This window comes from Streptomyces sp. NPDC053493, assembly GCF_044544825.1.
Taxonomy (GTDB): Bacteria; Actinomycetota; Actinomycetes; order Streptomycetales; family Streptomycetaceae; genus Streptomyces.
In genome coordinates this window covers 811006-831820 of record NZ_JBITXS010000001.1, presented here as the reverse complement: position 1 = coordinate 831820, position 20815 = coordinate 811006, and the positions used below count along the sequence as shown (strand labels likewise).

Sequence of the window (20815 nt, the reverse complement as noted above, 5' to 3'; positions counted from 1 at the left end):
CTCAGCCGTTCCCGGCGCTCGGCGGCCCGTCCTGCCGGCGACCGGCGTCCGGCGGGCCGGCGGCCCCGGGATCGGCCTCCTGCCGCCCGGAGGCCGACGACTCGGAGGCCGACCGCTCGCAGGCCGACGGCTCGGCAGCGGGCGACTCCGGGGCCGGGCGGGCCGGCGCCTCCAGCGCCCGTGCCACGCGCTCCGCCAGTTCGCCGCTGGACTCGGGCGTCAGACCGCGGACGCCCTCCGAGGTGACGACGACCTGGGTGCCGTCGGGCCGGGTGAGGGTCACGGACTGGGTGCCGCGGCGGGTCTGGAGCCAGGCCACCACCGAGGCGGCGAGCGTGACGGTCAGGCCGCCCGGCTGGAGCAGCAGCGAGACGATCTCGCCCGGACCGCCCATCGTCCCGGGCTCCGGCTCCGGCTCCGCTTCCGCCTCGGGCGGCGTTCCGGTGGTGGCGCCGCCCACCCGCGTGCGCAGCTCGGGATCGCCGCGCAGCCACTCCCGTAACTCGAGGGCGCCGCCCGCGCCGGTGACCTCAAGGGTGATCCTCACGTGACCTCCGATGCCAGAGCTCCCTGAGGCTAGGCCCGCAACTCCCGTGATTCCAGAAGCATTTCGGCCGCACCCGCCCCACCGCTCCGGCGGACGTGCCGGTGCCGGCCGAGGTGCCGCGGCGGCGACCGGCATGACGAAGGCCGGACCCCCCGCACACGGGATCCGGCCTTCGCTCCGTACGACCTTCTAGACCGGCCGGTAGGACCGCGCCCACGACATCGGGCCCGGCCGGTGACGCACGCCCCGGGCGATCCGCGCCGGGTCGGCCCAGCCCTCCGGCACCCGCGGGCCGCCGCCCGCCGCGGCGGCAGCCGCCGTGGCCGCGGCCCGCGCCTGGACCACCGCCAGTGCGGCGGCCAGCTCCTCGGGAGTCGGGTTTCCTCGTACGACCTTGATCATCGTGCTGTCCCTCCCGGAGGTTAGAGCGGGATGTTCCCGTGCTTCTTCGGAGGCAGGGATTCCCGCTTCGTGCGCAGCTGACGCAGGCCCTTCACGATCTGCGGGCGGGTGTCGGACGGCAGGATCACACCGTCGACGTAACCGCGCTCGGCCGCGATGTACGGGTTGAGCAGGGTGTCCTCGTACTCCTGGATCAGGCGCGCGCGCACCGCCTCGAGGTCCTCGCCGTTCGCCTCGGCCTCGGCGAGGGTGCGGCGGTGCAGGATGTTGACCGCGCCCTGCGCGCCCATGACCGCGATCTGCGCGGTCGGCCAGGCCAGGTTGAGGTCCGCGCCCAGGTGCTTGGAGCCCATGACGTCGTACGCGCCGCCGAAGGCCTTGCGGGTGATGACCGTGATCAGCGGGACGGTCGCCTCGGCGTACGCGTAGATCAGCTTCGCGCCGCGCCGGATGATGCCGCCGTACTCCTGGTCCACGCCCGGCAGGAAGCCGGGCACGTCGACGAAGGTGAGGACCGGGATGTTGAAGGCGTCGCAGGTGCGCACGAAACGCGCGGCCTTCTCGCTCGCGTCGATGTCCAGGCAACCGGCGAACTGCATCGGCTGGTTGGCGACCACACCCACCGGATAGCCCTCGACGCGGCCGAAGCCGGTGAGGATGTTCGGCGCGAACAGCGCCTGGGTCTCCAGGAACTCGCCGTCGTCGAGGACGTGCTCGATCACGGTGTGCATGTCGTACGGCTGGTTCGCGGAGTCCGGGATGAGGGTGTCCAGCTGGCGGTCCTCGTCCGTCGCGTCGGTCTCGGCCTGCTCGGGGAAGGCCGGCGGCTCGGAGAGGTTGTTCGAAGGGAGGTAGGACAGAAGGGACTTGACGTACTCGATCGCGTCCTTCTCGTCACCCGCCATGTGGTGCGCCACACCCGAGGTGGTGTTGTGGGTGCGGGCGCCGCCCAGCTCCTCGAAGCCGACGTCCTCGCCGGTGACCGTCTTGATGACGTCCGGGCCGGTGATGAACATGTGCGAGGTCTGGTCGACCATGACCGTGAAGTCGGTGATCGCGGGCGAATAGACCGCGCCGCCCGCGCAGGGGCCGACGACCAGCGAGATCTGCGGGATGACGCCGGAGGCGTGGGTGTTGCGGCGGAAGATCTCGCCGTACGCGCCGAGGGCCATGACGCCCTCCTGGATGCGGGCGCCGCCGGAGTCGTTGATGCCGACGACCGGGCAGCCGGTCTTCAGCGCGAAGTCCATGACCTTCATGATCTTCTGGCCGTAGACCTCGCCGAGCGCGCCGCCGAAGACGGTGAAGTCCTGCGAGAAGACGGCGACCGGGCGGCCGTCGACGGTGCCGTAGCCGGTCACCACGCCGTCGCCGTACGGCCGGTTGGCCTCCAGGCCGAAGTTGGTCGACCGGTGCCGGGCCAGCTCGTCCAGCTCGACGAACGAACCTTCGTCGAGCAGCAGTGCGATGCGCTCGCGCGCGGTCAGCTTCCCCTTCGCGTGCTGCTTCTCGACCGCCCGTTCGGAACCGGCGTGCGTCGCCTCGCCGATCCGGCGCTGCAGGTCCGCGATCTTGCCCGCGGTCGTGTGAATGTCGATCTCGTTGTGCTCTGCCGGCTCGGACATCGGGATGCGGCTCCCTGCCTGGTCACGGGGGGTTCGATGACTACGAATGGACTACTGCCCTGCTACTGACCCGTAGCGTATCGGCGTCGATACGGTTCGGCAGTGCGGCGTTTGCCACACCTACGCTGGCTTGCATGACGTCCTCACAAGACTCAGCGGGACGCTGGTCCGACCTCGACCGGCCTCCCCTCAACGCCCCCGCGCTGCGCCGCGCGCTCGTGCTTCCCGACGGCCTGTGGACCTCCTTCGACGTGGTCGAGTCCACCGGCTCCACCAACTCCGACCTCGCCGCCCGCGCCGACGAACTCCCCGAGGGCGCGGTGCTCGTCGCCGAGGAGCAGACCCACGGACGCGGCCGGCTCGACCGCGACTGGGTCGCCCCGGCCCGCTCCGGCCTCTTCCTCTCCGTCCTCCTCAAGCCGGCCGTGCCCGTGCACCGCTGGGGCTGGCTGCCGCTGCTCACCGGAGTGGCCGCGGCGACGGGCCTCGCGAAGGCCGCCGGCACCGACCTCTCCCTCAAGTGGCCCAACGACCTCCTCGTACGGGTCGGTGCCGAGGAGCGCAAGACCGGCGGCATCCTCGCCGAGCGGGCCGGCGCGGACGGCGTCGTGATCGGCCTCGGCGTCAACGTCACCCTCCGCGAGGACGAGCTCCCGGTCCCGGCCGCCGGCTCCCTCCTGCTCGCCGACGCCGTCTCCACCGACCGCGACACGCTGCTGCGGGCGGTGCTGCGCTCCCTGGAGCAGTGGTACGAGGCCTGGGTCCGCGCCGACGGCGACCCGGCCGCCTCGGGCCTCCAGGACACCTACACGGCCGCCTGCGCCACCCTCGGCCGCCGCGTCCGCGCCGACCTGCCCGGCGAACGCATGCTGGAGGGCGACGCCGTCGCGGTCGACGGCGACGGACGCCTCGTCGTCGCCACGGAGGGCGGCGGCACGGAGGCGGTGGCCGCGGGCGACATCGTCCACCTGCGGGCCGCGGACTGAGGCCGCCGAGGGCTGGCGCCAGGCCCGGCTGCGGACTCGGCCGGTGGCTCGGCCGCGGGCCCGGCTGCGGACCCGGTCGGTGGCTCGGCCGTGGGCCCGATCAGCGGTCCGGCCGTGGACCCGGCTGCGGACCGCCTGCGGGTCTGGTCGGCGGCTCGGCTTCGAGCCCGACCACGTGCCCTGCTGCGGATCCGGCCGGTGGCTCGGCCGCGAGCCCGGTCGGCGGTCCGGCCGCGGACTCGGTCGTGGACCCGGCTACGGACCCGTCTGCGTGCCCCGCCGCAGGCCCCGCCGCGGAAGGCGGCGCGCGGTCGGGCACGGGCCGGGGAGGCCCGTCGTACGCCGTCGGGCGGGGCGGGTCGCGGCGGCCGGGTCGCGCGTCACCCGTCCGGACCGCGCCATGCGCGGCCGGTTCGGGCGTGAGCCAGCACACACCTGTCGTATCGTGGAGCGCGATTCGTGGCACGCGATCCATGAAGCGCAGGCCACGCGACAGATCGGCAGGACAGTGGGCAGGGAACGGGCAGGAGGCGGCCGGTGACCGTCGACGACGCGAACAACGGCGGCGGGGCCGAACCCGATCCAGCTGAGCCACCCACGTACCCCACGCCCCACCATGTCGTCGACCACACGGCCGAGCCGACCGACGACCCGCTCGCGATCCGCCTCGAACAGCTCATCCTCGGCGCCGACCGCCGCTACACGCCCTTCCAGGCCGCCCGTACCGCCGGCGTCTCCATGGAGCTCGCCTCCCGCTTCTGGCGCGCGATGGGCTTCGCCGACATCGGACAGGCCAAGGCCCTGACCGAGGCCGACGTGCTCGCGCTGCGCCGCCTCGCCGGTCTCGTCGAGGCCGGGCTGCTCAGCGAGCCGATGGCCGTCCAGGTCGCCCGCTCCACCGGGCAGACCACCGCCCGGCTGGCCGAATGGCAGATCGACTCCTTCCTGGAGGGTCTGACCGAGCCGCCCGAGCCCGGCATGACCCGCACCGAGGTCACGTACCCGCTCGTCGAACTGCTCCTGCCCGAGCTGGAGGAGTTCCTGATCTACGTGTGGCGGCGCCAGCTCGCCGCCGCCACCGGCCGGGTCGTGCAGGCCGCCGACGACGAGGAGATGGTCGACCGCCGGCTCGCCGTCGGCTTCGCCGACCTCGTCGGCTTCACCCGGCTCACCCGGCGCCTCGAGGAGGAGGAGCTCGGCGAACTCGTCGAGGCCTTCGAGACCACCTGCGCCGACCTCGTCGCCGCGCACGGCGGCCGGCTCATCAAGACCCTCGGCGACGAGGTGCTCTACGCGGCCGACGACGCCGGCACCGCCGCCGAGATCGCGCTGCGCCTGATCGAGACGCTCAGCCACGACGAGACCATGCCGGCGCTGCGGGTCGGCATCGCCTTCGGCACCGTCACGACCCGGATGGGCGACGTCTTCGGCACGACGGTCAACCTCGCCAGCCGGCTCACCTCGATAGCCCCGAAGGACGCCGTCCTGGTCGACAGCGCCCTGGCCGAGGAGCTGACCAGGACCGGCGAGGCGCCGGTCTCCGAGGCCCGGGCCGCGGAGGAGGCCGCCCGCGCCGAGAAGGAGGGCGAGCGTGCCCCGACGTACCGCTTCGCGCTCCAGCCGATGTGGCAGCGCCCGGTGCGTGGACTCGGCGTGGTGGAGCCCTGGCTGCTGAGCCGCCGCCCGACCTAGGATCTCCGGTGAACAGCCGTTAACACTCGTTAACGGGCTTCGACCGGGAGGGCTCTCAGCATGTCCGAGCAGCGTTTTGGTGAGTTCGTGGTGGTCCGCAAGGAGGGGGCCGGGCATGTCGCCGAGCTGGTGCTCGACCGGCCCAAGGCGATGAACGCGGTCTCCTCGGAGATGGCCCGCTCCATCGGCGCCGCCTGCGCCGCGCTCGCCGCCGACCCGGCCGTCCGGGTCACCGTGCTGACCTCGTCCAACGACCGCGCCTTCTGCGTCGGCGCCGACCTCAAGGAGCGCAACTCCTTCAGCGACGCCGAGCTGGTGCGCCAGCGGCCCACCGCCCGCGCCGCCTACACCGGCGTGCTCGAACTGCCCATGCCCACCGTCGCCGCCGTGCACGGCTTCGCCCTCGGCGGCGGCTTCGAGCTGGCCCTCGCCTGCGACGTCATCGTGGCGGACGCCACCGCCGTGGTCGGCCTGCCCGAGGTCTCGGTGGGCGTGATCCCGGGCGGCGGCGGTACGCAGCTGCTGCCGCGCCGGGTGGGCGCGGCCCGCGCCGCCGAGCTGGTGTTCACGGCCCGCCGGGTGGAGGCGGTGGAGGCGCGTGAGCTCGGCCTGGTGGACCTCCTGGAGGAGGACGCCCGGCCGGCCGCCCTGGAGCTCGCCGCGCGGATCGCGGCCAACTCGCCGGTCGGGCTGCGCGCCGCCAAGCGGGCCATGCGGCTCGGCCAGGGCCTGGACCTGCGGGCGGGCCTGGAGGTCGAGGACGCGGCCTGGCGTTCGGTGGCCTTCTCGGGCGACCGGGCGGAGGGCGTCGCGGCCTTCAACGAGAAGCGGAAGCCGGAGTGGCCGGGCGAGTGACCGGCGCCGCCGGCCGGGTCTCCGTTTCGTCCCTATCTGCATCAAATGTCACGTTCTGTGACGTCTCGGAAGGGAAAACTGATCAAACCTCCCTAAGCTGGAGGAATGGGTGAGGATGTGCGACTGCGGGCCGTAGTGGCGCTGGCTCAGGCGATGGCGGCCGCGCACACTCCGCGGGAGTTCTGGCGGGCCGCCGCCCTGGGTGCCTGCGAGGCGCTGGGCGGCAGCTTCGCCGCGCTCTCCGTCTGGGAACGGGACCACGGCCGGCTCAAGGTCCTGGTGAACGCCGGGGAGCGGGCGGTGGGCGAGGAGGAGTTCCCGGACGCCGAGACGTATCCCGTCCACCAGTTCCCGGAGATCACCGAGTTCCTGCACGAGCAGTGGGCGGGCGGCGGCGAACCCGACGCGTGGGTGGAGACGGCCGCCGACCGCATCCCGACCGGCCGGGTCACCGGCCTGCGGCGGCGCGGCCGCGGCTGCTGCGTCGTCGCGCCCGTGGTGCTGCACGGGCGGGCCTGGGGCGAGCTGTACGTGGCGCGGCCGGGCGGCGCGGTGCCCTTCGACCGCGACGAGGCCGACTTCGCCACCGTCCTCGCGGCCGTGGTGGCGGCCGGGATCGCCCAGGCCGAGCGCCTGGAGGAGGTCCGCAAGCTCGCCTTCACCGACCCGCTGACCGGGCTCGCCAACCGCCGGGCCGTCGACACCCGGCTCGACGAGGCGATCGAGCGCTATCGCACGGACGGCTCCGTGGTGAGCCTGATGGTCTGCGACCTCAACGGCCTGAAACGGGTCAACGACACCCACGGACACGCGGTCGGCGACCGTCTGCTGGAACGGTTCGGCTCCGTTCTGTCACGGTGCGGCGCGATGCTTCCCGGCGCGCTCGCGGCCCGCCTCGGCGGCGACGAGTTCTGCCTGCTGACGGTCGGCCCGACGGCGGACGAGGTGGTCGCGGTCGCCGAGGAGCTGTGCGTACGGGCGGCCGAGCTGGAGCTCGGCGAGGGCGTGGCGTGCGGGGTCGCGTCCACCGGCGACCCGATCGGCGCGCTGAAGTCCGCCCGCCGACTCTTCCGGCTCGCCGACGCGGCCCAGTACCAGGCCAAGGCCGCCCGCTCGGCCAAGCCCGTCGTGGCCGGCCGCGACGGTTCCGTCATCCCGCTCGCCGACGCCCCGCCCGGCGCCCGCGACCGCCGCCGCTTCCGCGACGCCCCACCGGTCTGACCGCCGAGGGCCCCTCGACCCGCCCGCCGGACCGGCGTCGGAGGGCGCCCCGGGCCCGCCCGCCGGACCGGCGCCGGAAAAGGCCTCCGGCGCCGGACAACGCCCCGGCGCCGGAGGCGCCCCCGCGCCGCCCGGCGGGCGCCCGCCCGCCACCTACCGCCGGCCGCCGAACTCCCAGTCGTATACCTCGACGGCGGCATAGCGCTCCACCGTCAGCAGGGCGCGCGCCGCCGCCTCGTCCGGTGCCTGGAGCAGCGCCGCCGTGCCGAGCCAGCCGCTGCCGTCGTCGGACAGCAGCGGCCCGTACGCGACGAGCTCGTCCGCCCGCCCCGCCGGCACCGTCAGGTCGACCGGGTCTCCCGCCCCGAGCCCGAGCACCAGATAGCGGTGGCCGCCCTCCCGGCCGCCGGGAAACTCCCACATGGTGCGGCCCAGCAGGTTGCGCCACCGCCGCACCAGCACGTCCCGGTAGGCGCCGGCCTGGTAGTTGGGCTCGTCGAAGGCGAAGGCGCGGGCCGCGGCGGCATCGGGCAGGTCGACGATGTGCACGCTCCCGGCGAGCGTCTGCCCGCCGTCGGTGAAGGCCGGCCCTCGGGCGACCAACTCCTTCTCGAACCGGTCCATGTACGCCCAGTGGGCCTCCAAGAGCTCTTGACGCAGCGACAGCGAGCCGGGCCGGTCGCGGTGATAGACGAGGAATTCCATGCGCAGAGGATGCCCGTTCGAGCGCCTCGGGGCGAGGCGATTCCGTCGCGGTGGGCTTCGTCGTCTCCCGGTCGACGGCAGACTGGAACGGGACCTTCCGGCTCCCTGCCGTATACGGAAAGTAGCCGGAGGCGGCCCTCGGTCCGGTCACCTAGTGACATGTCGCTCTTCAGTCCGTAGGGTGCTGAATATGGATATGCAGACTGTCGTCCTTGGGACGTCCGGCACCACCCCGCAGGACGTCATCGACGTCGCCCGCCACGGCGCGCGCGTCGAGCTGTCATCCGAGGCCGTGCAGGCCCTCGCCGCCGCACGTGCCACCGTGGACGCGCTCGCCGCCAAGCCCGAGCCGGTCTACGGCGTCTCCACCGGCTTCGGCGCGCTCGCCACCCGTCACATCGGCCACGAGCTGCGCACCCAGCTCCAGCGCAACATCGTCCGCTCGCACGCCGCCGGCATGGGCCCGCGCGTCGAGCGCGAGGTCGTGCGCGCGCTGATGTTCCTGCGGCTCAAGACCGTCGCCTCCGGTCACACCGGCGTGCGCCCCGAGGTCGCCCAGACCATGGCCGACGTCCTCAACGCCGGGATCACTCCCGTCGTCCACGAGTACGGCTCGCTCGGCTGCTCCGGCGACCTCGCCCCGCTCTCCCACTGCGCCCTGGCGCTGATGGGCGAGGGCGACGCCGAGGGCCCCGACGGCGTGGTCAAGCCCGCCGGCGAGCTGCTCGCCGCCGCCGGCATCGAGCCCGTCGAGCTGCGCGAGAAGGAGGGCCTCGCCCTCCTCAACGGCACCGACGGCATGCTCGGCATGCTGATCATGGCGCTCGCCGACCTCGACAACCTCTACAAGTCGGCCGACGTCACCGCCGCCCTCTCCCTCGAAGCCCTCCTCGGCACCGAGAAGGTCCTCGAGCCCGAGCTGCACGCCATCCGCCCGCACCCGGGCCAGGCCGCCTCCGCCGCCAACATGCTGGCCGTGCTCAAGGGCTCCGAGCTCACCGGCCACTTCCAGAGCGGCGAGGCCCCGCGCGTCCAGGACGCCTACTCCGTGCGCTGCGCCCCGCAGGTCGCCGGCGCCGGCCGCGACACCATGGCCCACGCCCGCCTCGTCGCCGAGCGCGAGCTGGCCGCCGCCGTCGACAACCCGGTCGTCCTCGGCAACGGCGAGGTCCGCTCCAACGGCAACTTCCACGGCGCCCCGGTCGCGTACGTCCTCGACTTCCTCGCGATCGCCGCCGCCGACCTCGGCTCCATCGCCGAGCGCCGCACCGACCGCCTCCTCGACAAGAACCGCTCGCACGGCCTGCCGCCGTTCCTCGCCGACGACGCCGGCGTCGACTCCGGTCTGATGATCGCCCAGTACACCCAGGCCGCACTGGTCAGCGAGATGAAGCGGCTCGCCGTCCCGGCCTCCGTCGACTCGATCCCGTCCTCCGCCATGCAGGAGGACCACGTCTCCATGGGCTGGTCCGCGGCCCGCAAGCTGCGCACCGCGATCGACAACCTCAACCGGATCATCGCCGTCGAGCTCTACGCCGCCACCCGCGGCATCGAGCTGCGGCACGGCCTGAGCCCGGCCCCGGCCTCCGCCGCCGCCATCGAGGCGCTGCGCGCCGCCGGTGTCGCGGGCCCCGGCCCGGACCGCTTCCTCGCGCCCGACCTGGCCGCCGCCGACGCGTTCGTGCGCGAGGGCCGGCTCGTCGCCGCCGTGGAGCCGGTCACCGGCCCGCTGGCGTAACGCTTCCGCGCAGGCGAAGGGCCGCTCCCGGACTCCGGGAGCGGCCCTTCGCCGTACGTTCCGCGGCCGTCAGGACGCCCGGCCGCCACGGCGCATCGCCAGCGTCACGAAGCCCGCGCCCACACCCAGGAAGAGCGTCCCGCCCAGCAGGTACGGCGTGGTGTCGAGGCCGCCGGTCTCGGCGAGCCGCTCCCCGGTCCCGTCGTCCGTCACGGCCGACCGGGAACCGTCGGCTCTGCCCTGTTCCCCGGTGGCGTTCGCGGACGGCACGAACCACAGCGCGCAGAGCAGTGTCCCCGCGGCGGTGGCGGTGAGCAGCGGGCGTCGGGCGACGGACACGTTCTTTCGATCCCCCTTGCGGAACCAGGGATTTGGCAGGTGCGCCGATGCTAATGAACACAGCGGGTCGCGGGAAAGCCGAGGCCCTCCGGCACCTACGCTCCGGCCATGAGCACTTCCGAGACATCACGCTATGTACGCCTTCGGGTCGACCTTGTCCTCGAGATCGACGGCCCCGCCGCGCTCGCCGAGGCCGCCGCCGGCCGGATCGACACCGACCCGGCCCTGCCGGAGGAGGAGCGGACGCACGCCCGCGCCGCCGTCGCCGAGGACAGCGCCGAGGCCCTCGCCTATCTCGTCGAGCCCTTCGACCTGGTCGGCACCGTTCCCGGCGTCGACCTCGTCCAGGCGTCCTGGAGCAGTGAGGAGATCGACTACGACCCCGATGCGATGGACTGGGACCTCGACGACGAAGATGGTGACCGGGAAGACGACGAAGACCGCCCCTGAGCCCGCGAGCCGCCTCGGCAGGGCCCCGGGACTGCCGGCGTCGGCGTCCCGGGGCCCTGTGACGCGGCTGACGCGGGGACCCGGGAACCGAATGTTCCGGCCGTGCGTGTCGAACAGTGGTGTTCCCCACAAACCCCCCGGTTACGGAACCGGACGGGTTCTCATGGGTGTTTCAGTGGGAAGTGGACGGTAGTCGGCGACGATGGAGAAGCGTGTGATGACCTACGGCAAGCGCCGCAAGAGCCTGGCGGCCGCGGCCGCGGTGCTCGGCGGCGTGCTGGTGCTCTCGGCGTGCAACGACGACAAGGGCGGCAGCGCCGCGGACGCGTCGCAGAGCGGGCAGTCCCAGGCCCAGGTCGACGAGGCCGCCGCGCAGAAGACCTCCAAGGCGCAGATCACCATCTCGCCGAAGAACGGCTCCCAGAACGCGTCGATCAACGACGACGCCAAGGTCACCGTCGCCGAGGGCAAGCTGACCCAGGTCACCATGACCTCCGGCGAGGGCGACACCGTCAGCGGCGAGATAGCCGCGGACGGCCTGAGCTGGAAGCCCAGCGGCCAGCTCAAGCGCGGCACCGTCTACAAGATCGCGGCGACCGCCAAGGACGCCGACGGCCTGGAGGCGCACGAGAACTCCTCCTTCACCACCGTGTCGAAGGCCAACAGCTTCATCGGCAACTTCACGCCGGAGGACGGCTCCACGGTCGGCGTCGGCATGCCGGTCTCGGTGAACTTCAACAAGGCGATCACCGACAAGAAGGCCGTCCAGGGCGGCATCAAGGTCACCTCCAGCTCCGGCCAGGAGGTCGTCGGCCACTGGTTCAACTCCACGCGGCTCGACTTCCGCCCGGAGAACTACTGGACCGAGGGCTCGACCGTCACCATGAAGCTCGACCTCGACGGCGTCGAGGGCGCGAACGGCGTCTTCGGCGTCCAGAAGAAGACGGTCAGCTTCAAGATCGGCCGCAACCAGGTCTCCGTGGTCGACGTGGCCGCCAAGACCATGACGGTCAAGCAGGACGGCCGCACGGTCAAGACCATCCCGATCTCGGCGGGCTCGCCGGAGAACACCACCTACAACGGTCAGATGGTGATCTCCGAGAAGTTCAAGGAGACCCGGATGAACGGCGCCACCGTCGGCTTCACCGACGACGACGGCAAGGGCGAGTACGACATCAAGGACGTGCCGCACGCCATGCGCCTGTCCACCTCGGGCACGTTCATCCACGGAAACTACTGGGGCGCGCGCTCCATCTTCGGCAGCGTGAACACCAGCCACGGCTGCGTGGGCCTCGCCGACGTCAAGGGCGCCGGCGACCCGAACCAGCAGGCCGCCTGGTTCTACGACCACTCCATCGTCGGTGACGTCGTCGTGGTCAAGAACTCCAAGGACAAGACGATCGCGCCGGACAACGGCCTCAACGGCTGGAACATGAGCTGGTCGGCGTGGAAGGCCGGCTCGGCCCTCTGACCACCCGCCCGCCGGCAGGACCGGCAGGACCGGAAGACCCCCTCGCCTCCGGGCGAGGGGGTCCTCTCATTCCCGTACGTCGACGGGCTCGTCCACGCCCCACTGCGCCAGCAGCCGCAGCGCGTCCTCCGACGGCGAGCCCGGCTCCGCGTGATACGTCACGAGCACCAGGTCCGGGTCGTCGCCGGACACCTTCAGCGACTCGTACATCAGCGTCATCTCGCCCACCAGCGGATGCCGCAGCCGCTTCGAGCCGTGGCCCTTGTCCGTCACCGTGTGCGCCGCCCACAGCGAGCGGAACTCCTCGCTCCGGACCGACAGTTCGCCCACCAGGGACAACAGCTCCTGGTCGTCCGGATACATCCCGGCGTACAGCCGCAGCACGCTGACGACCTCGGTCGCCTTGCACTCCCAGTCGAGGTACAGATCACGCGCGTTCGGGTCCAGGAAGACCATCCGCGCCATGTTCCGCTCGTGCGGCTCCCAGGTGGCGAAGTCGCCCATCAGGGCCCGCGCCATCCGGTTCCAGGCCAGGATGTCGCCGCGCCGCCCGAGGACGAAGGCCGGCACGCCCTCCATCGCGTCCAGCAGATGCGCCAGACCCGGCCGCACCTTCTGCGGGCGGGCGATCGCCGCGCGCTGCCGCTTCTTCACGGTCGGCTTCGCCAGGTGCGTCAGATGCGCCCGCTCGGTGTCGCTGAGCCGCAGCGCCCGCGCGATCGAGTCCAGGACCTCCGTGGACACGTTCCTGCCGTTGCCCTGCTCGAGCCGCGTGTAGTACGCCACCGACACCCCGGCCAGCTGCGCCAGCTCCTCGCGGCGCAGCCCCGGCACCCGGCGGTGACGCCCGAACTCGGGCAGACCCACGTCCTGCGGCTTCAGGCGCGCCCGGCGGGTGCGGAGGAATTCGCTGAGTTCGGCACTGAGGTCCATACCTCCCCAGTATTCCCGTTCCGGCGCGCGGACGGACGTACGTTCCTGACCCTGCCAGTGGTAGGCACACCGGTCGTAGGCAGAGCAGTGACCTGGGTGAACGCGGAACACTCCGGCAGGCTTGCCACCATGACCACGAACGTTTCCGCCATCGCCGCACCCGCCCCCAGCGCTCCGCTGGAGCGCACCACCGTCCCGCGCCGTGCCGTCGGCGAGCACGACGTGCTCATCGAGATCAAGTACGCCGGCATCTGCCACTCCGACATCCACCAGGCCACCAACGGCTGGGGCGAGGGCATCTTCCCCATGGTCCCCGGCCACGAGATCGCCGGCATCGTCACCGAGGTCGGCGCCGGTGTCACCCGGCACAAGGTCGGCGACCGCGTCGGCGTCGGCTGCTTCGTCGACTCCTGCCGCGCCTGCGAGTACTGCGAGCGCGGCCTCGAGCAGTACTGCGTCACGGGCGGCACGCCCACCTACAACGGCCTCGACAAGACCGGCGAGCCCACCTACGGCGGCTACTCCACCCACATCGTCGTCGACGAGAACTACACCCTGCGCATCCCGGACGGCATCCCGCTCGACGTCGCCGCGCCGCTGCTGTGCGCCGGCATCACCCTCTACTCGCCGCTCGCCCACTGGCAGGCCGGCCCGGGCAAGAAGGTCGCCATCGTCGGCCTCGGCGGCCTCGGCCACATGGGCGTCAAGATCGCCCACGCGCTCGGCGCCGAGGTGACCGTGCTCAGCCAGTCCCTGAAGAAGCAGGAGGACGGCCTCAAGCTGGGCGCCGACCACTACTACGCCACCAGCGACCCGGAGACCTTCACCGCCCTGCGCGGCAGCTTCGACCTCGTCATCTCCACGGTCTCGGCGCCGCTGGACTTCGACGCCTACCTGAGCCTGGTCAAGACCGACGGCGCCCTGGTGAACGTGGGCGCGCCGGAGGAGCCGGTCAAGGTCGGCCTCTTCTCACTCATCGGCGGCCGCAAGACGCTGGCCGGCTCGATGATCGGCGGCATCGCCGAGACGCAGGAGATGCTGGACTTCTGCGCCGAGCACGGCCTGGGCGCCGAGATCGAGCTGATCACCGCGGACCAGGTCAACGAGGCGTACGAGCGGGTCCTCGCGTCCGACGTGCGCTACCGCTTCGTGATCGACGCGGCCACGATCTGATCCCCTCCGGAGCCCGGAGCCCGGAGCCCGGAGCCCGGAGCCCGGAGCCGCCCCCGGCGAGCTCCGGCCCCGGACTCCGGGCGGGCGGGGCCGGGGCATGACGTGCGGGGTAATCGACCCGTACGCCATGCCCCGGCACGCTGTTCCCATGACCGCGTACGCCATCGGAAACCTGCACCCGAAGCCCGTCCTCGACGAGGAGGTCTTCACCTACATGGAGCGCATCCAGGACACCCTGGACCCCTTCGGCGGCCACTTCCTCGTGCACGGCGCACCCGCCCGCGAGGTCCGCGAGGGCACCTGGCCCGGCGCCGTCGTCATCATCGGCTTCCCGACGTACGAGGGCGCCCGCGGCTGGTACGACTCCGAGGCCTACCAGGCCCTGATCCCGCTGCGCACCCGGCACATGGCCGGCGACGTCCTCCTGATCGACGGCGTCCCGGAGGGCTACCGGGCCGCCGCCACCGGCGCGGCCCTGCGCGCCGCTTCCCGCTCAGCGGCCCAGTGAGTCCGGGCGGTGCTCGACGTACTCCACCACCGTGCCGTCCGGGTGCCGGGCCGTGAAACCGGACCCGGTCGGCACCGGCCGCAGCGGATCGAGCACCTCGCCGCCCTCCGCCAGCAGCCGCTCCAGATGCGCGCCGGCGTCGTTCACGAGCAGGGTGCCGTCCACGTCCAGGAACGGCGCCAGATCGCCCGCCTCGCCCTCCACCAGCAGGAAGCCGCCGACCACGGCGAGCCCGAGGCGCTTCTCCGGATACGTGAACCACATGTCGCGCCGCACTCCCTGGACGCGCTCGTAGCGCTCCGTCAGCTCCTCCAGCGTGCCCGGGCCGGTGAACACCCTGATCAGGGCGCGCGGGGAAGCAAGCCCGGACGAGTCGTTGTTGAGCCGCCACAGGACGGCCGTGTCTTCGCGGATGACGTCTTCACTCATGGCCACGAGCCTCGTCGTCCGAACGGACGCGGACCAGAAAGGCGTTCATGCTGTGACCGACACTCACAGGCTCGCCCGCCGCCGCGAACTCGGCGGCTTCCTGCGCGCCCACCGGGAGCTGCTCTCGCCCGCCGACCTCGGCCTGCCGGCCGGCGCCGGCCGCCGCCGCACACCGGGCCTGCGCCGGGAGGAGGTCGCCGCGCTGTCGGGCGTGGGCGTCGCCTGGTACACCTGGCTGGAGCAGGGCCGCGTGGACACCTCGCGGGAGGTCCTGGAGGCCGTCGGCCGCGCCCTGCGCCTCGACACCGACGCCCGCGACCATGTGCTGCGGCTCGCCGGATACGCCCCGCCGGAGGCGCCGCGGGACGAGGCAGCGGCCGCCGCCGCCCTCCTGCACAGCTGGCCGGACCGCCCGGCCGTCCTCCTGGACGGCGCCCTCGCCCTCACGGCCTGGAACGAGGCCTACACCCGGGTCTTCCCCGACCCGGCGGACGTGCCCGAGCCGCGCCGGAACCTGCTCCTGCTGCTCGCCGCCGACCCGGCCCACCAGCGGCTGCTCCCGGGCTGGCAGTCCCTCGCCGTGGACCTCTTCCGGCACGCCCGCACCCGCGCCCGCCCCGAGGACCCCGGCCTGCGCGCCCTGACCGCACTCCTCACCACCGAGCGGCCCGACCTGAGCGCCTGGTGGGCCTGCCGCTCGGTGGGCGTCTTCACCTCCCGCACGGTCGAGGTGCCCGGCTCCCGGGCGTACACCGTCTCGATGCTCCACCCGTCGGACGCACCGGCCGCGGCGATCCTCCTCTGGTCCTGACACCCGCCCAGATGGCCCGGGCCGGGTGCCTGGTCCGGCTAGTCCGCCTTCGCGACGCCGATCGGGCAGGACACGCCCGTGCCGCCGATGCCGCAGTAGCCCGCCGGGTTCTTGTCCAGGTACTGCTGGTGGTAGCCCTCGGCCGGGTAGAAGGTGCGGCCGTCGGCCGGGAGGACCTCGGTGGTGATCGTGCCGTAGCCGGAGCCGGTCAGGACCTGCTGGTAGGCGGCGCGGGAGGCCTCGGCGGCCGCGGCCTGCGCGGCGGAGTGGGTGTAGACGGCCGAGCGGTACTGCGTGCCGACGTCGTTGCCCTGACGGAAGCCCTGGGTCGGGTCGTGGGACTCCCAGAAGAGCTTCAGGAGGCGCTCGTAGGAGACCTTCGACGGGTCGAAGACCACGCGCACGACCTCGGTGTGGCCGGTGAGGCCCGAGCAGACCTCCTCGTACAGCGGATTCGGCGTGTGGCCGCCCTGATAGCCGACGAGCGTCGTGTACACGCCCTCGGTCTGCCAGAACTTGCGCTCCGCGCCCCAGAAACAGCCCAGGGCGAAGTCCGCGACCTCCAGCCCCTCCGGGTACGGACCGAGGAGCGGGGTGCCGAGGACGGTGTGGCGCTCGGGCACCTGGAACTCGGGCTCCGGGCGCCCGCGCAGGGCCTGGTCGGGGGTGGGGAGGACGGGGGTTCGGGACAGGAACATGCTGCATCTCTCCTCGGCGGTGGGCCCTGGGGGATGTCTCGCCGATCCGGCCCGGTCGTCGGGACACCCTCCCGCACAACGCCGGCCACGGCCCCGCGATTCCCCGCCCACGGGCCCGGCCCGGCGGGCCCACCGGCGCCCGCGGCCCCGCCCCGGCTCCGGCCCGGCGGGCCCACCGGCGCCCGCCGCCCCGCCCCGCGGTCTACCGCGCCAGCGCCGCCGGGCTGCCGCCGTTCGACTCGTAACCCGCCACGATCAGGTTCCGGCACACCGTGTACGCGGCCGCCGGGTCCTCGCTCAGCGTCCACGGCAGCGCGCCCACGTAGCCGTCGACCCGCACCAGCAGACGCATCGCCTCCTCCCAGCGCTCGGAGCACATCAGGAACTGCACCAGCAGATGACGCACGTGCGCCAGCATCGGGTCGTCGGAGCGCGCCGAGTGCACCGCGTACATCGCGCCCGCGACGGCCCTGGTCACCACCGCCGTACGGTAGAAGTCCACGCCGACCACGAACTCCGGCCGGTTCTCGAAGACCGCGAACAGCGGCAGCGCGGCCAGCAGCGAGCCCTGCGGGGCGCGGGCCGCGGCCGTCGTCGCGAAGTGGTCCGCCTCCTCGCGCGAGCCGTGCCACTTCTCGCACCAGTAGTGCAGCGCCGCCAGGTGCGCTCCCATGTGCTGCGGCGCCCGGTCGATGACCTTCGCCCACACCTGGTCGAACTCCTCGTGGGAGTAGCCGAGTCCACGGGCCACCGCCAGCAGCGAGATGTACGGCACCGGGTCGCCCGGCGCCAGCAGCCCCGCCTGCTCGCAGGCCGACCGCGCCTCCTCCAGGATGACCCGGAAGTCCTCCGTGCCGGCCGAGGCCGTGCGCCACGCCTGCTGCACCAGGAACTCCGCGTACACCTGCGCGCCGCCCGGGTCCTTCGGCGCCTCCGCCCGCCACGAGCGCAGCCACGCGCCGCCGGCGCCCGGCCGTCCGGCCAGTTCCAGCGAGGCGGCGCCCGCGAAGGCCTGGACCCGCTGCCAGCGGATCTCGCCCTCCGCCTCGGTGCCCTTGAGCAGCTGGGACGCGGCCCGCCAGTCCTGCGTCGCCTGCACGACGTCGAGCACGTCCAGGAGATCCCGGTCCGGGCCCGGCAGCCGCACGTCCTGCTCCTCCTGGCGCAGGAATCCGTACGCCTCCGGGTCCGCCGCGTCGGGCGAGCCGGGCGCCACCGGCCGGATGCCGCGGCGCCGGCGCAGCACGAGAGGGCTCATGACGCCGAAGAGCAGCGCGAGCGCGAACAGGAACCAGAGAATCTCCATGCGTCCATTGTCCAGGACGCTCCGGGACGCCTGTTGAGACGACCGGCGACCGGGCCGCGACGGGACTACGCTCCTGACTCATGAGCGACCAGCACTCCCACCAGAGCTTCGAGACCCGCGCCATCCACGCGGGCAACACCGCCGACCCGCTGACCGGCGCGGTCGTCCCGCCCATCTACCAGGTGTCCACCTACAAGCAGGACGGTGTGGGCGGGCTGCGCGGCGGCTACGAGTACAGCCGCAGCGCCAACCCCACCCGTACCGCGCTCGAGGAGAACCTCGCGGCGCTGGAGGGCGGCCGGCGCGGCCTCGCCTTCGCGTCCGGGCTCGCCGCCGAGGACTGCCTGCTGCGCACCCTGCTCGTGCCCGGCGACCACGTCGTCATCCCGAACGACGCCTACGGCGGCACCTTCCGCCTCTTCGCCAAGGTCGTCGAGCGCTGGGGCGTGGACTTCTCCGTGGCGAACACCTCCGACGTCGACTCGGTGCGCGGCGCGATCAACGACCGCACCAAGCTGATCTGGGTCGAGACGCCCTCCAACCCGCTGCTCGGCATCACCGACATCGAGGCCGTCGCCGGCGTGGCCCGCCAGGCCGGCGTGAAGCTGGTCGTCGACAACACCTTCGCCTCGCCCTACCTCCAGCAGCCGCTGGCGCTCGGCGCGGACGTCGTCGTGCACTCGCTCACCAAGTACATGGGCGGCCACTCCGACGTCGTCGGCGGCGCCCTGGTGACGGCCGACGCGGAGCTGGGCGAGGAACTGGCCTACCACCAGAACGCGATGGGCGCCGTCGCCGGTCCCTTCGACTCCTGGATCGTGCTGCGCGGCATCAAGACCCTCGCCGTGCGCATGGACCGGCACAGCGAGAACGCCGGCAAGGTCACCGAGATGCTGACCCAGCACCCGAAGGTCACCCAGGTCCTCTACCCGGGCCTGCCGGAGCACCCGGGCCACGAGGTCGCGGCGAAGCAGATGCGCGCCTTCGGCGGCATGATCTCGTTCCGCGTGGAGGGCGGCGAGGAGGCGGCCGTCCAGGTCTGCAACCGCGCCAAGCTGTTCACGCTGGGCGAGTCGCTCGGCGGCGTCGAGTCGCTGATCGAGCACCCGGGCCGGATGACGCACGCGAGCGTCGCGGGCTCGGCCCTGGAGGTCCCGGCGGACCTGGTCCGCCTGTCGGTCGGCATCGAGAACGCCGACGACCTGATCGCGGACCTGCGCGAGGCGCTGGGCTGACCGCACCCCGGCGCCGGAGGAGCGTTTCCCGGAGCCGGAGCCGGAGCCGGAGCCGGAGGGCCGGGCACCTCGTGAAGAGGGCCCGGCCCGTGCGCGTACGGGACCGTCGCCGTCCGGGTCAGGTACCGGCCACCGGGTCCTTCAGGCTCGCCCGGATCTCCTCCCGCATCTCCGGGCTGTCCGTGTGCTCGTGCACCGAGACCATGTGCTCGGCCGCCGCCCGGATCACTTCCTCCTCCTCGCCGGAGATGTAGAGGCTGCAGCCGGAGACGCTCGGGGTGTCACGGCAGTCGCTTGCTTTCCTGGCCATGCCGACCTCCTATCGGCCCCTTCTCCAGGCTAGGCCGGTCCTCACCAGCCTTCGAGCGGGGGCGTCGTGCCGGCCGGCGGCACCTCCCAGGGCCGTACGACCGACGCCCAGACCACGAAGGCGAGGGCCGCGAGGGCGAGCAGCGTCCACCAGATCCGGCGCACCGTGCGGTCCCGGCGCAGCAGCCGGGCGCCGCGGGCGACGGCCCGCGCGGCCAGGTCGCCCGGCACGTGCGGATGCCCGGTCTCCATCATCCGGCGGACCTCGTCCTCCTTGCGCTCGTGGCGGTTCACGAGGCCTCCCGCAGCGCGCTCACCGACCGGGCGCACACCGCCCGGATCCGTTCCTCGGGCAGTCCGAGCAGCGCGGCCGTCTGCTCCTCGGCGACGCCTTCGTACAGCCGCAGCACGACCACCAGACGCTCCTGCGGGGTGAGCGCGGAGAGCACTCCGCCGCGGCCGCGGTGGTAGCGCCAGGCGGTGCGGGCGAAGCGGGTGGCGAGGTCGGAGCGGGTGAGGTCGTACGGATCCTCGCCGCGCCGCCGGTCCCAGTGCGCGTAGGTGTGGGCGAGGGCGGCCGTCAGGAGGGCCTGGGCGAGCGGGTTGCGGTGCGCGGGCTCGGTGGTGAGCAGCGTCGCGGCATGCAGCAGCCGCCCCGACGCCCCGGCCACGAAGGCGGTGAACTCCCGGGTGCGGGCGACGTTTTCGCCACGATGGCCGTCATTCGACTCGCGCACGTCCTCATATGAGGACAGCGCGGGCCCGTGGTCAAGACCCGTGCCCGAGGCGCCGGGTCACGACTTCGGCGCGGACTCCTCGCGGTCGGCGGGCAGGCCGGACTGCCGTGCCGACAGGGCCGAGTTGAAGCGGGTGAGCAGGGTGCAGAACGAGTCGCGCTCGGCGGGCGTCCAGCCGTCCGTCACCTCCGCCATCAGCTGCCGGCGCGAGGCGCGGACCTCCTCCAGGCGGGCCTGGCCGCGCGCGGAGAGCTGGAGCACCACGGCCCGCCCGTCCTCCGGGTGCGAGGTGCGCTTGACCAGGCCGGTGTCGACGAGCGGCGCGACCTGGCGGGTGACCGTGGAGGAGTCGATGCCCATGCCGGCGGCGAGCGCCTTCACGCCCATCGGGCCTTCCTGGTCGAGCCGGTTGAGCAGCAGGTAGGCGGCGCGGTCCATGGAGTTGCGGAGCTGTCCCGTGCCGCCGAGCCGGGTCTGCTCGGCCCGCCGGGCGAAGAGGGCCACCTGGTGCTGGAGGGCGTCGAGGAGACCGGGGTCAAGCTCAGTCGTCATGTCCTGAGATGTGGGCATGGCTGTGGTGGCTCTCTCGTGCGGTGGTCGGTTGGTGGGGGACAGAGTACGCGGACCGGACCGGCTCCGTACCGG

24 protein-coding genes are annotated in these 20815 nt (G+C 73.0%); 11 read left to right on the top strand and 13 right to left on the bottom strand.

Annotated features, from left to right (window positions below):
- Position 1: 1 nt before the first annotated feature.
- The 3 genes from ACIGO8_RS03725 to ACIGO8_RS03715 form a co-directional block, all read right to left on the bottom strand.
- Positions 2-547 (bottom strand): hypothetical protein, encoded by a 546-nt coding sequence (locus ACIGO8_RS03725; protein ID WP_399723357.1) that lies wholly within the window; start codon positions 545-547, stop codon positions 2-4.
- Positions 548-736: 189 nt separating this feature from the next.
- Positions 737-949, bottom strand: coding sequence for an acyl-CoA carboxylase subunit epsilon (locus ACIGO8_RS03720; RefSeq protein WP_399723355.1), 213 nt, complete (start codon positions 947-949; stop codon positions 737-739).
- 20 nt (positions 950-969) lie between these two features.
- Positions 970-2574 (bottom strand): acyl-CoA carboxylase subunit beta, encoded by a 1605-nt coding sequence (locus ACIGO8_RS03715; protein WP_399723353.1) that lies wholly within the window; start codon positions 2572-2574, stop codon positions 970-972.
- Between the two features lie 134 nt (positions 2575-2708).
- Between ACIGO8_RS03715 and ACIGO8_RS03710 the strand changes: the two genes are divergently transcribed.
- The 4 genes from ACIGO8_RS03710 (at position 2709) to ACIGO8_RS03695 (ending at position 7328) form a co-directional block, all read left to right on the top strand.
- Entirely contained in the window at positions 2709-3560 is an 852-nt protein-coding gene (locus ACIGO8_RS03710; protein WP_399723351.1) for a biotin--[acetyl-CoA-carboxylase] ligase, read from the top strand.
- 537 nt (positions 3561-4097) lie between these two features.
- Positions 4098-5252, top strand: coding sequence for an adenylate/guanylate cyclase domain-containing protein (locus tag ACIGO8_RS03705; RefSeq protein WP_399723349.1), 1155 nt, complete (start codon positions 4098-4100; stop codon positions 5250-5252).
- A gap of 60 nt (positions 5253-5312) precedes the next feature.
- Positions 5313-6107 carry an enoyl-CoA hydratase/isomerase family protein gene (locus ACIGO8_RS03700; RefSeq protein WP_399723347.1) on the top strand — a complete coding sequence of 265 codons (795 nt, stop codon included), beginning with the start codon at positions 5313-5315 and terminating at the stop codon, positions 6105-6107.
- Between the two features lie 105 nt (positions 6108-6212).
- Entirely contained in the window at positions 6213-7328 is a 1116-nt protein-coding gene (locus ACIGO8_RS03695) for a diguanylate cyclase domain-containing protein (protein WP_399723345.1), read from the top strand.
- A 153-nt stretch (positions 7329-7481) separates the two neighbouring features.
- On the opposite strand, the gene ACIGO8_RS03690 is transcribed toward ACIGO8_RS03695, so the two are convergent.
- Positions 7482-8033: a YciI family protein gene (locus tag ACIGO8_RS03690; RefSeq protein WP_399723343.1), complete on the bottom strand. Its 552-nt coding sequence runs from the start codon at positions 8031-8033 to the stop codon at positions 7482-7484.
- Positions 8034-8229: 196 nt separating this feature from the next.
- Between ACIGO8_RS03690 and hutH the strand changes: the two genes are divergently transcribed.
- A complete protein-coding gene (gene hutH, locus ACIGO8_RS03685) occupies positions 8230-9771 on the top strand; it encodes a histidine ammonia-lyase (protein WP_399724302.1) in 1542 nt (513 codons plus the stop codon).
- A gap of 69 nt (positions 9772-9840) precedes the next feature.
- Here hutH and ACIGO8_RS03680 read toward each other — a convergent pair whose 3' ends face one another.
- Positions 9841-10110: a hypothetical protein gene (locus ACIGO8_RS03680; RefSeq protein ID WP_399723342.1), complete on the bottom strand. Its 270-nt coding sequence runs from the start codon at positions 10108-10110 to the stop codon at positions 9841-9843.
- 108 nt (positions 10111-10218) lie between these two features.
- Between ACIGO8_RS03680 and ACIGO8_RS03675 the strand changes: the two genes are divergently transcribed.
- Positions 10219-10560: a hypothetical protein gene (locus ACIGO8_RS03675; protein WP_399723340.1), complete on the top strand. Its 342-nt coding sequence runs from the start codon at positions 10219-10221 to the stop codon at positions 10558-10560.
- Positions 10561-10762: 202 nt separating this feature from the next.
- Complete coding sequence (locus ACIGO8_RS03670; RefSeq protein ID WP_399723338.1) at positions 10763-12031, top strand: Ig-like domain-containing protein; 1269 nt, start codon at positions 10763-10765, stop codon at positions 12029-12031.
- A 66-nt stretch (positions 12032-12097) separates the two neighbouring features.
- Here the strand turns inward: ACIGO8_RS03670 and ACIGO8_RS03665 are convergent, their stop codons facing one another.
- The gene (locus ACIGO8_RS03665; RefSeq protein ID WP_399723336.1) at positions 12098-12964 is read right to left on the bottom strand and encodes a helix-turn-helix transcriptional regulator; all 867 of its coding nucleotides are present in this window, start codon (positions 12962-12964) and stop codon (positions 12098-12100) included.
- Between the two features lie 129 nt (positions 12965-13093).
- Here ACIGO8_RS03665 and ACIGO8_RS03660 point away from each other — a divergent pair, with 129 nt between their 5' ends.
- Positions 13094-14137: an NAD(P)-dependent alcohol dehydrogenase gene (locus ACIGO8_RS03660; RefSeq protein WP_399723334.1), complete on the top strand. Its 1044-nt coding sequence runs from the start codon at positions 13094-13096 to the stop codon at positions 14135-14137.
- Positions 14138-14285: 148 nt separating this feature from the next.
- Positions 14286-14645, top strand: a complete 360-nt coding sequence (locus ACIGO8_RS03655) for a DUF1330 domain-containing protein (RefSeq protein ID WP_399723333.1) — start codon at positions 14286-14288, stop codon at positions 14643-14645.
- Here ACIGO8_RS03655 and ACIGO8_RS03650 read toward each other — a convergent pair.
- Positions 14631-15074: a VOC family protein gene (locus ACIGO8_RS03650; RefSeq protein WP_399723332.1), complete on the bottom strand. Its 444-nt coding sequence runs from the start codon at positions 15072-15074 to the stop codon at positions 14631-14633. The genes ACIGO8_RS03655 and ACIGO8_RS03650 overlap by 15 nt on opposite strands.
- A 52-nt stretch (positions 15075-15126) precedes the next feature.
- Here ACIGO8_RS03650 and ACIGO8_RS03645 point away from each other — a divergent pair, with 52 nt between their 5' ends.
- On the top strand, positions 15127-15885 hold the full coding sequence (locus tag ACIGO8_RS03645) for a helix-turn-helix domain-containing protein (RefSeq protein WP_399723330.1): 759 nt from the start codon (positions 15127-15129) through the stop codon (positions 15883-15885).
- A gap of 38 nt (positions 15886-15923) precedes the next feature.
- Here ACIGO8_RS03645 and msrA read toward each other — a convergent pair whose 3' ends face one another.
- Together msrA and ACIGO8_RS03635 are read right to left on the bottom strand one after the other, a co-directional pair.
- The gene (gene msrA, locus ACIGO8_RS03640; protein ID WP_399723328.1) at positions 15924-16583 is read right to left on the bottom strand and encodes a peptide-methionine (S)-S-oxide reductase MsrA; all 660 of its coding nucleotides are present in this window, start codon (positions 16581-16583) and stop codon (positions 15924-15926) included.
- A 202-nt stretch (positions 16584-16785) separates the two neighbouring features.
- Positions 16786-17889, bottom strand: a complete 1104-nt coding sequence (locus ACIGO8_RS03635; RefSeq protein WP_399723327.1) for a hypothetical protein — start codon at positions 17887-17889, stop codon at positions 16786-16788.
- An 80-nt stretch (positions 17890-17969) separates the two neighbouring features.
- On the opposite strand from ACIGO8_RS03635, the gene ACIGO8_RS03630 reads away from it, so the two are divergent.
- Positions 17970-19124 (top strand): cystathionine gamma-synthase, encoded by a 1155-nt coding sequence (locus ACIGO8_RS03630; RefSeq protein WP_399723325.1) that lies wholly within the window; start codon positions 17970-17972, stop codon positions 19122-19124.
- Between the two features lie 118 nt (positions 19125-19242).
- Here the strand turns inward: ACIGO8_RS03630 and ACIGO8_RS03625 are convergent, their stop codons facing one another.
- The 4 genes from ACIGO8_RS03625 to ACIGO8_RS03610 are packed head-to-tail and all read right to left on the bottom strand — an operon-like array spanning position 19243 to position 20740.
- The gene (locus ACIGO8_RS03625) at positions 19243-19434 is read right to left on the bottom strand and encodes a DUF1059 domain-containing protein (protein WP_399723323.1); all 192 of its coding nucleotides are present in this window, start codon (positions 19432-19434) and stop codon (positions 19243-19245) included.
- Positions 19435-19475: 41 nt separating this feature from the next.
- Complete coding sequence (locus tag ACIGO8_RS03620) at positions 19476-19727, bottom strand: hypothetical protein (RefSeq protein WP_399723321.1); 252 nt, start codon at positions 19725-19727, stop codon at positions 19476-19478.
- Positions 19724-20170, bottom strand: a complete 447-nt coding sequence (locus ACIGO8_RS03615; RefSeq protein WP_399723320.1) for a sigma factor-like helix-turn-helix DNA-binding protein — start codon at positions 20168-20170, stop codon at positions 19724-19726. The genes ACIGO8_RS03620 and ACIGO8_RS03615 overlap by 4 nt, the downstream gene beginning before the upstream one ends.
- Before the next feature lie 57 nt (positions 20171-20227).
- Positions 20228-20740 carry a MarR family winged helix-turn-helix transcriptional regulator gene (locus tag ACIGO8_RS03610; protein ID WP_399723319.1) on the bottom strand — a complete coding sequence of 171 codons (513 nt, stop codon included), beginning with the start codon at positions 20738-20740 and terminating at the stop codon, positions 20228-20230.
- Positions 20741-20815 lie beyond the last annotated feature (75 nt).

What these genes read in the sequence shown, in the direction of transcription:
- ACIGO8_RS03610 (WP_399723319.1), bottom strand. Translation starts at nt 20,740, where the DNA reads ATGCCCACATCTCAGGACATGACGACTGAGCTTGACCCCGGTCTCCTC.
- ACIGO8_RS03665 (WP_399723336.1), bottom strand. Translation starts at nt 12,964, where the DNA reads ATGGACCTCAGTGCCGAACTCAGCGAATTCCTCCGCACCCGCCGGGCG.
- hutH (WP_399724302.1), top strand. Translation starts at nt 8,230, where the DNA reads ATGCAGACTGTCGTCCTTGGGACGTCCGGCACCACCCCGCAGGACGTC.
- ACIGO8_RS03700 (WP_399723347.1), top strand. Translation starts at nt 5,313, where the DNA reads ATGTCCGAGCAGCGTTTTGGTGAGTTCGTGGTGGTCCGCAAGGAGGGG.
- ACIGO8_RS03710 (WP_399723351.1), top strand. Translation starts at nt 2,709, where the DNA reads ATGACGTCCTCACAAGACTCAGCGGGACGCTGGTCCGACCTCGACCGG.
- ACIGO8_RS03695 (WP_399723345.1), top strand. Translation starts at nt 6,213, where the DNA reads ATGGGTGAGGATGTGCGACTGCGGGCCGTAGTGGCGCTGGCTCAGGCG.
- ACIGO8_RS03660 (WP_399723334.1), top strand. Translation starts at nt 13,094, where the DNA reads ATGACCACGAACGTTTCCGCCATCGCCGCACCCGCCCCCAGCGCTCCG.
- ACIGO8_RS03670 (WP_399723338.1), top strand. Translation starts at nt 10,763, where the DNA reads ATGGAGAAGCGTGTGATGACCTACGGCAAGCGCCGCAAGAGCCTGGCG.
- ACIGO8_RS03655 (WP_399723333.1), top strand. Translation starts at nt 14,286, where the DNA reads ATGACCGCGTACGCCATCGGAAACCTGCACCCGAAGCCCGTCCTCGAC.
- ACIGO8_RS03675 (WP_399723340.1), top strand. Translation starts at nt 10,219, where the DNA reads ATGAGCACTTCCGAGACATCACGCTATGTACGCCTTCGGGTCGACCTT.
- ACIGO8_RS03625 (WP_399723323.1), bottom strand. Translation starts at nt 19,434, where the DNA reads ATGGCCAGGAAAGCAAGCGACTGCCGTGACACCCCGAGCGTCTCCGGC.
- ACIGO8_RS03690 (WP_399723343.1), bottom strand. Translation starts at nt 8,033, where the DNA reads ATGGAATTCCTCGTCTATCACCGCGACCGGCCCGGCTCGCTGTCGCTG.
- ACIGO8_RS03720 (WP_399723355.1), bottom strand. Translation starts at nt 949, where the DNA reads ATGATCAAGGTCGTACGAGGAAACCCGACTCCCGAGGAGCTGGCCGCC.
- ACIGO8_RS03650 (WP_399723332.1), bottom strand. Translation starts at nt 15,074, where the DNA reads ATGAGTGAAGACGTCATCCGCGAAGACACGGCCGTCCTGTGGCGGCTC.
- ACIGO8_RS03715 (WP_399723353.1), bottom strand. Translation starts at nt 2,574, where the DNA reads ATGTCCGAGCCGGCAGAGCACAACGAGATCGACATTCACACGACCGCG.
- msrA (WP_399723328.1), bottom strand. Translation starts at nt 16,583, where the DNA reads ATGTTCCTGTCCCGAACCCCCGTCCTCCCCACCCCCGACCAGGCCCTG.
- ACIGO8_RS03630 (WP_399723325.1), top strand. Translation starts at nt 17,970, where the DNA reads ATGAGCGACCAGCACTCCCACCAGAGCTTCGAGACCCGCGCCATCCAC.
- ACIGO8_RS03635 (WP_399723327.1), bottom strand. Translation starts at nt 17,889, where the DNA reads ATGGAGATTCTCTGGTTCCTGTTCGCGCTCGCGCTGCTCTTCGGCGTC.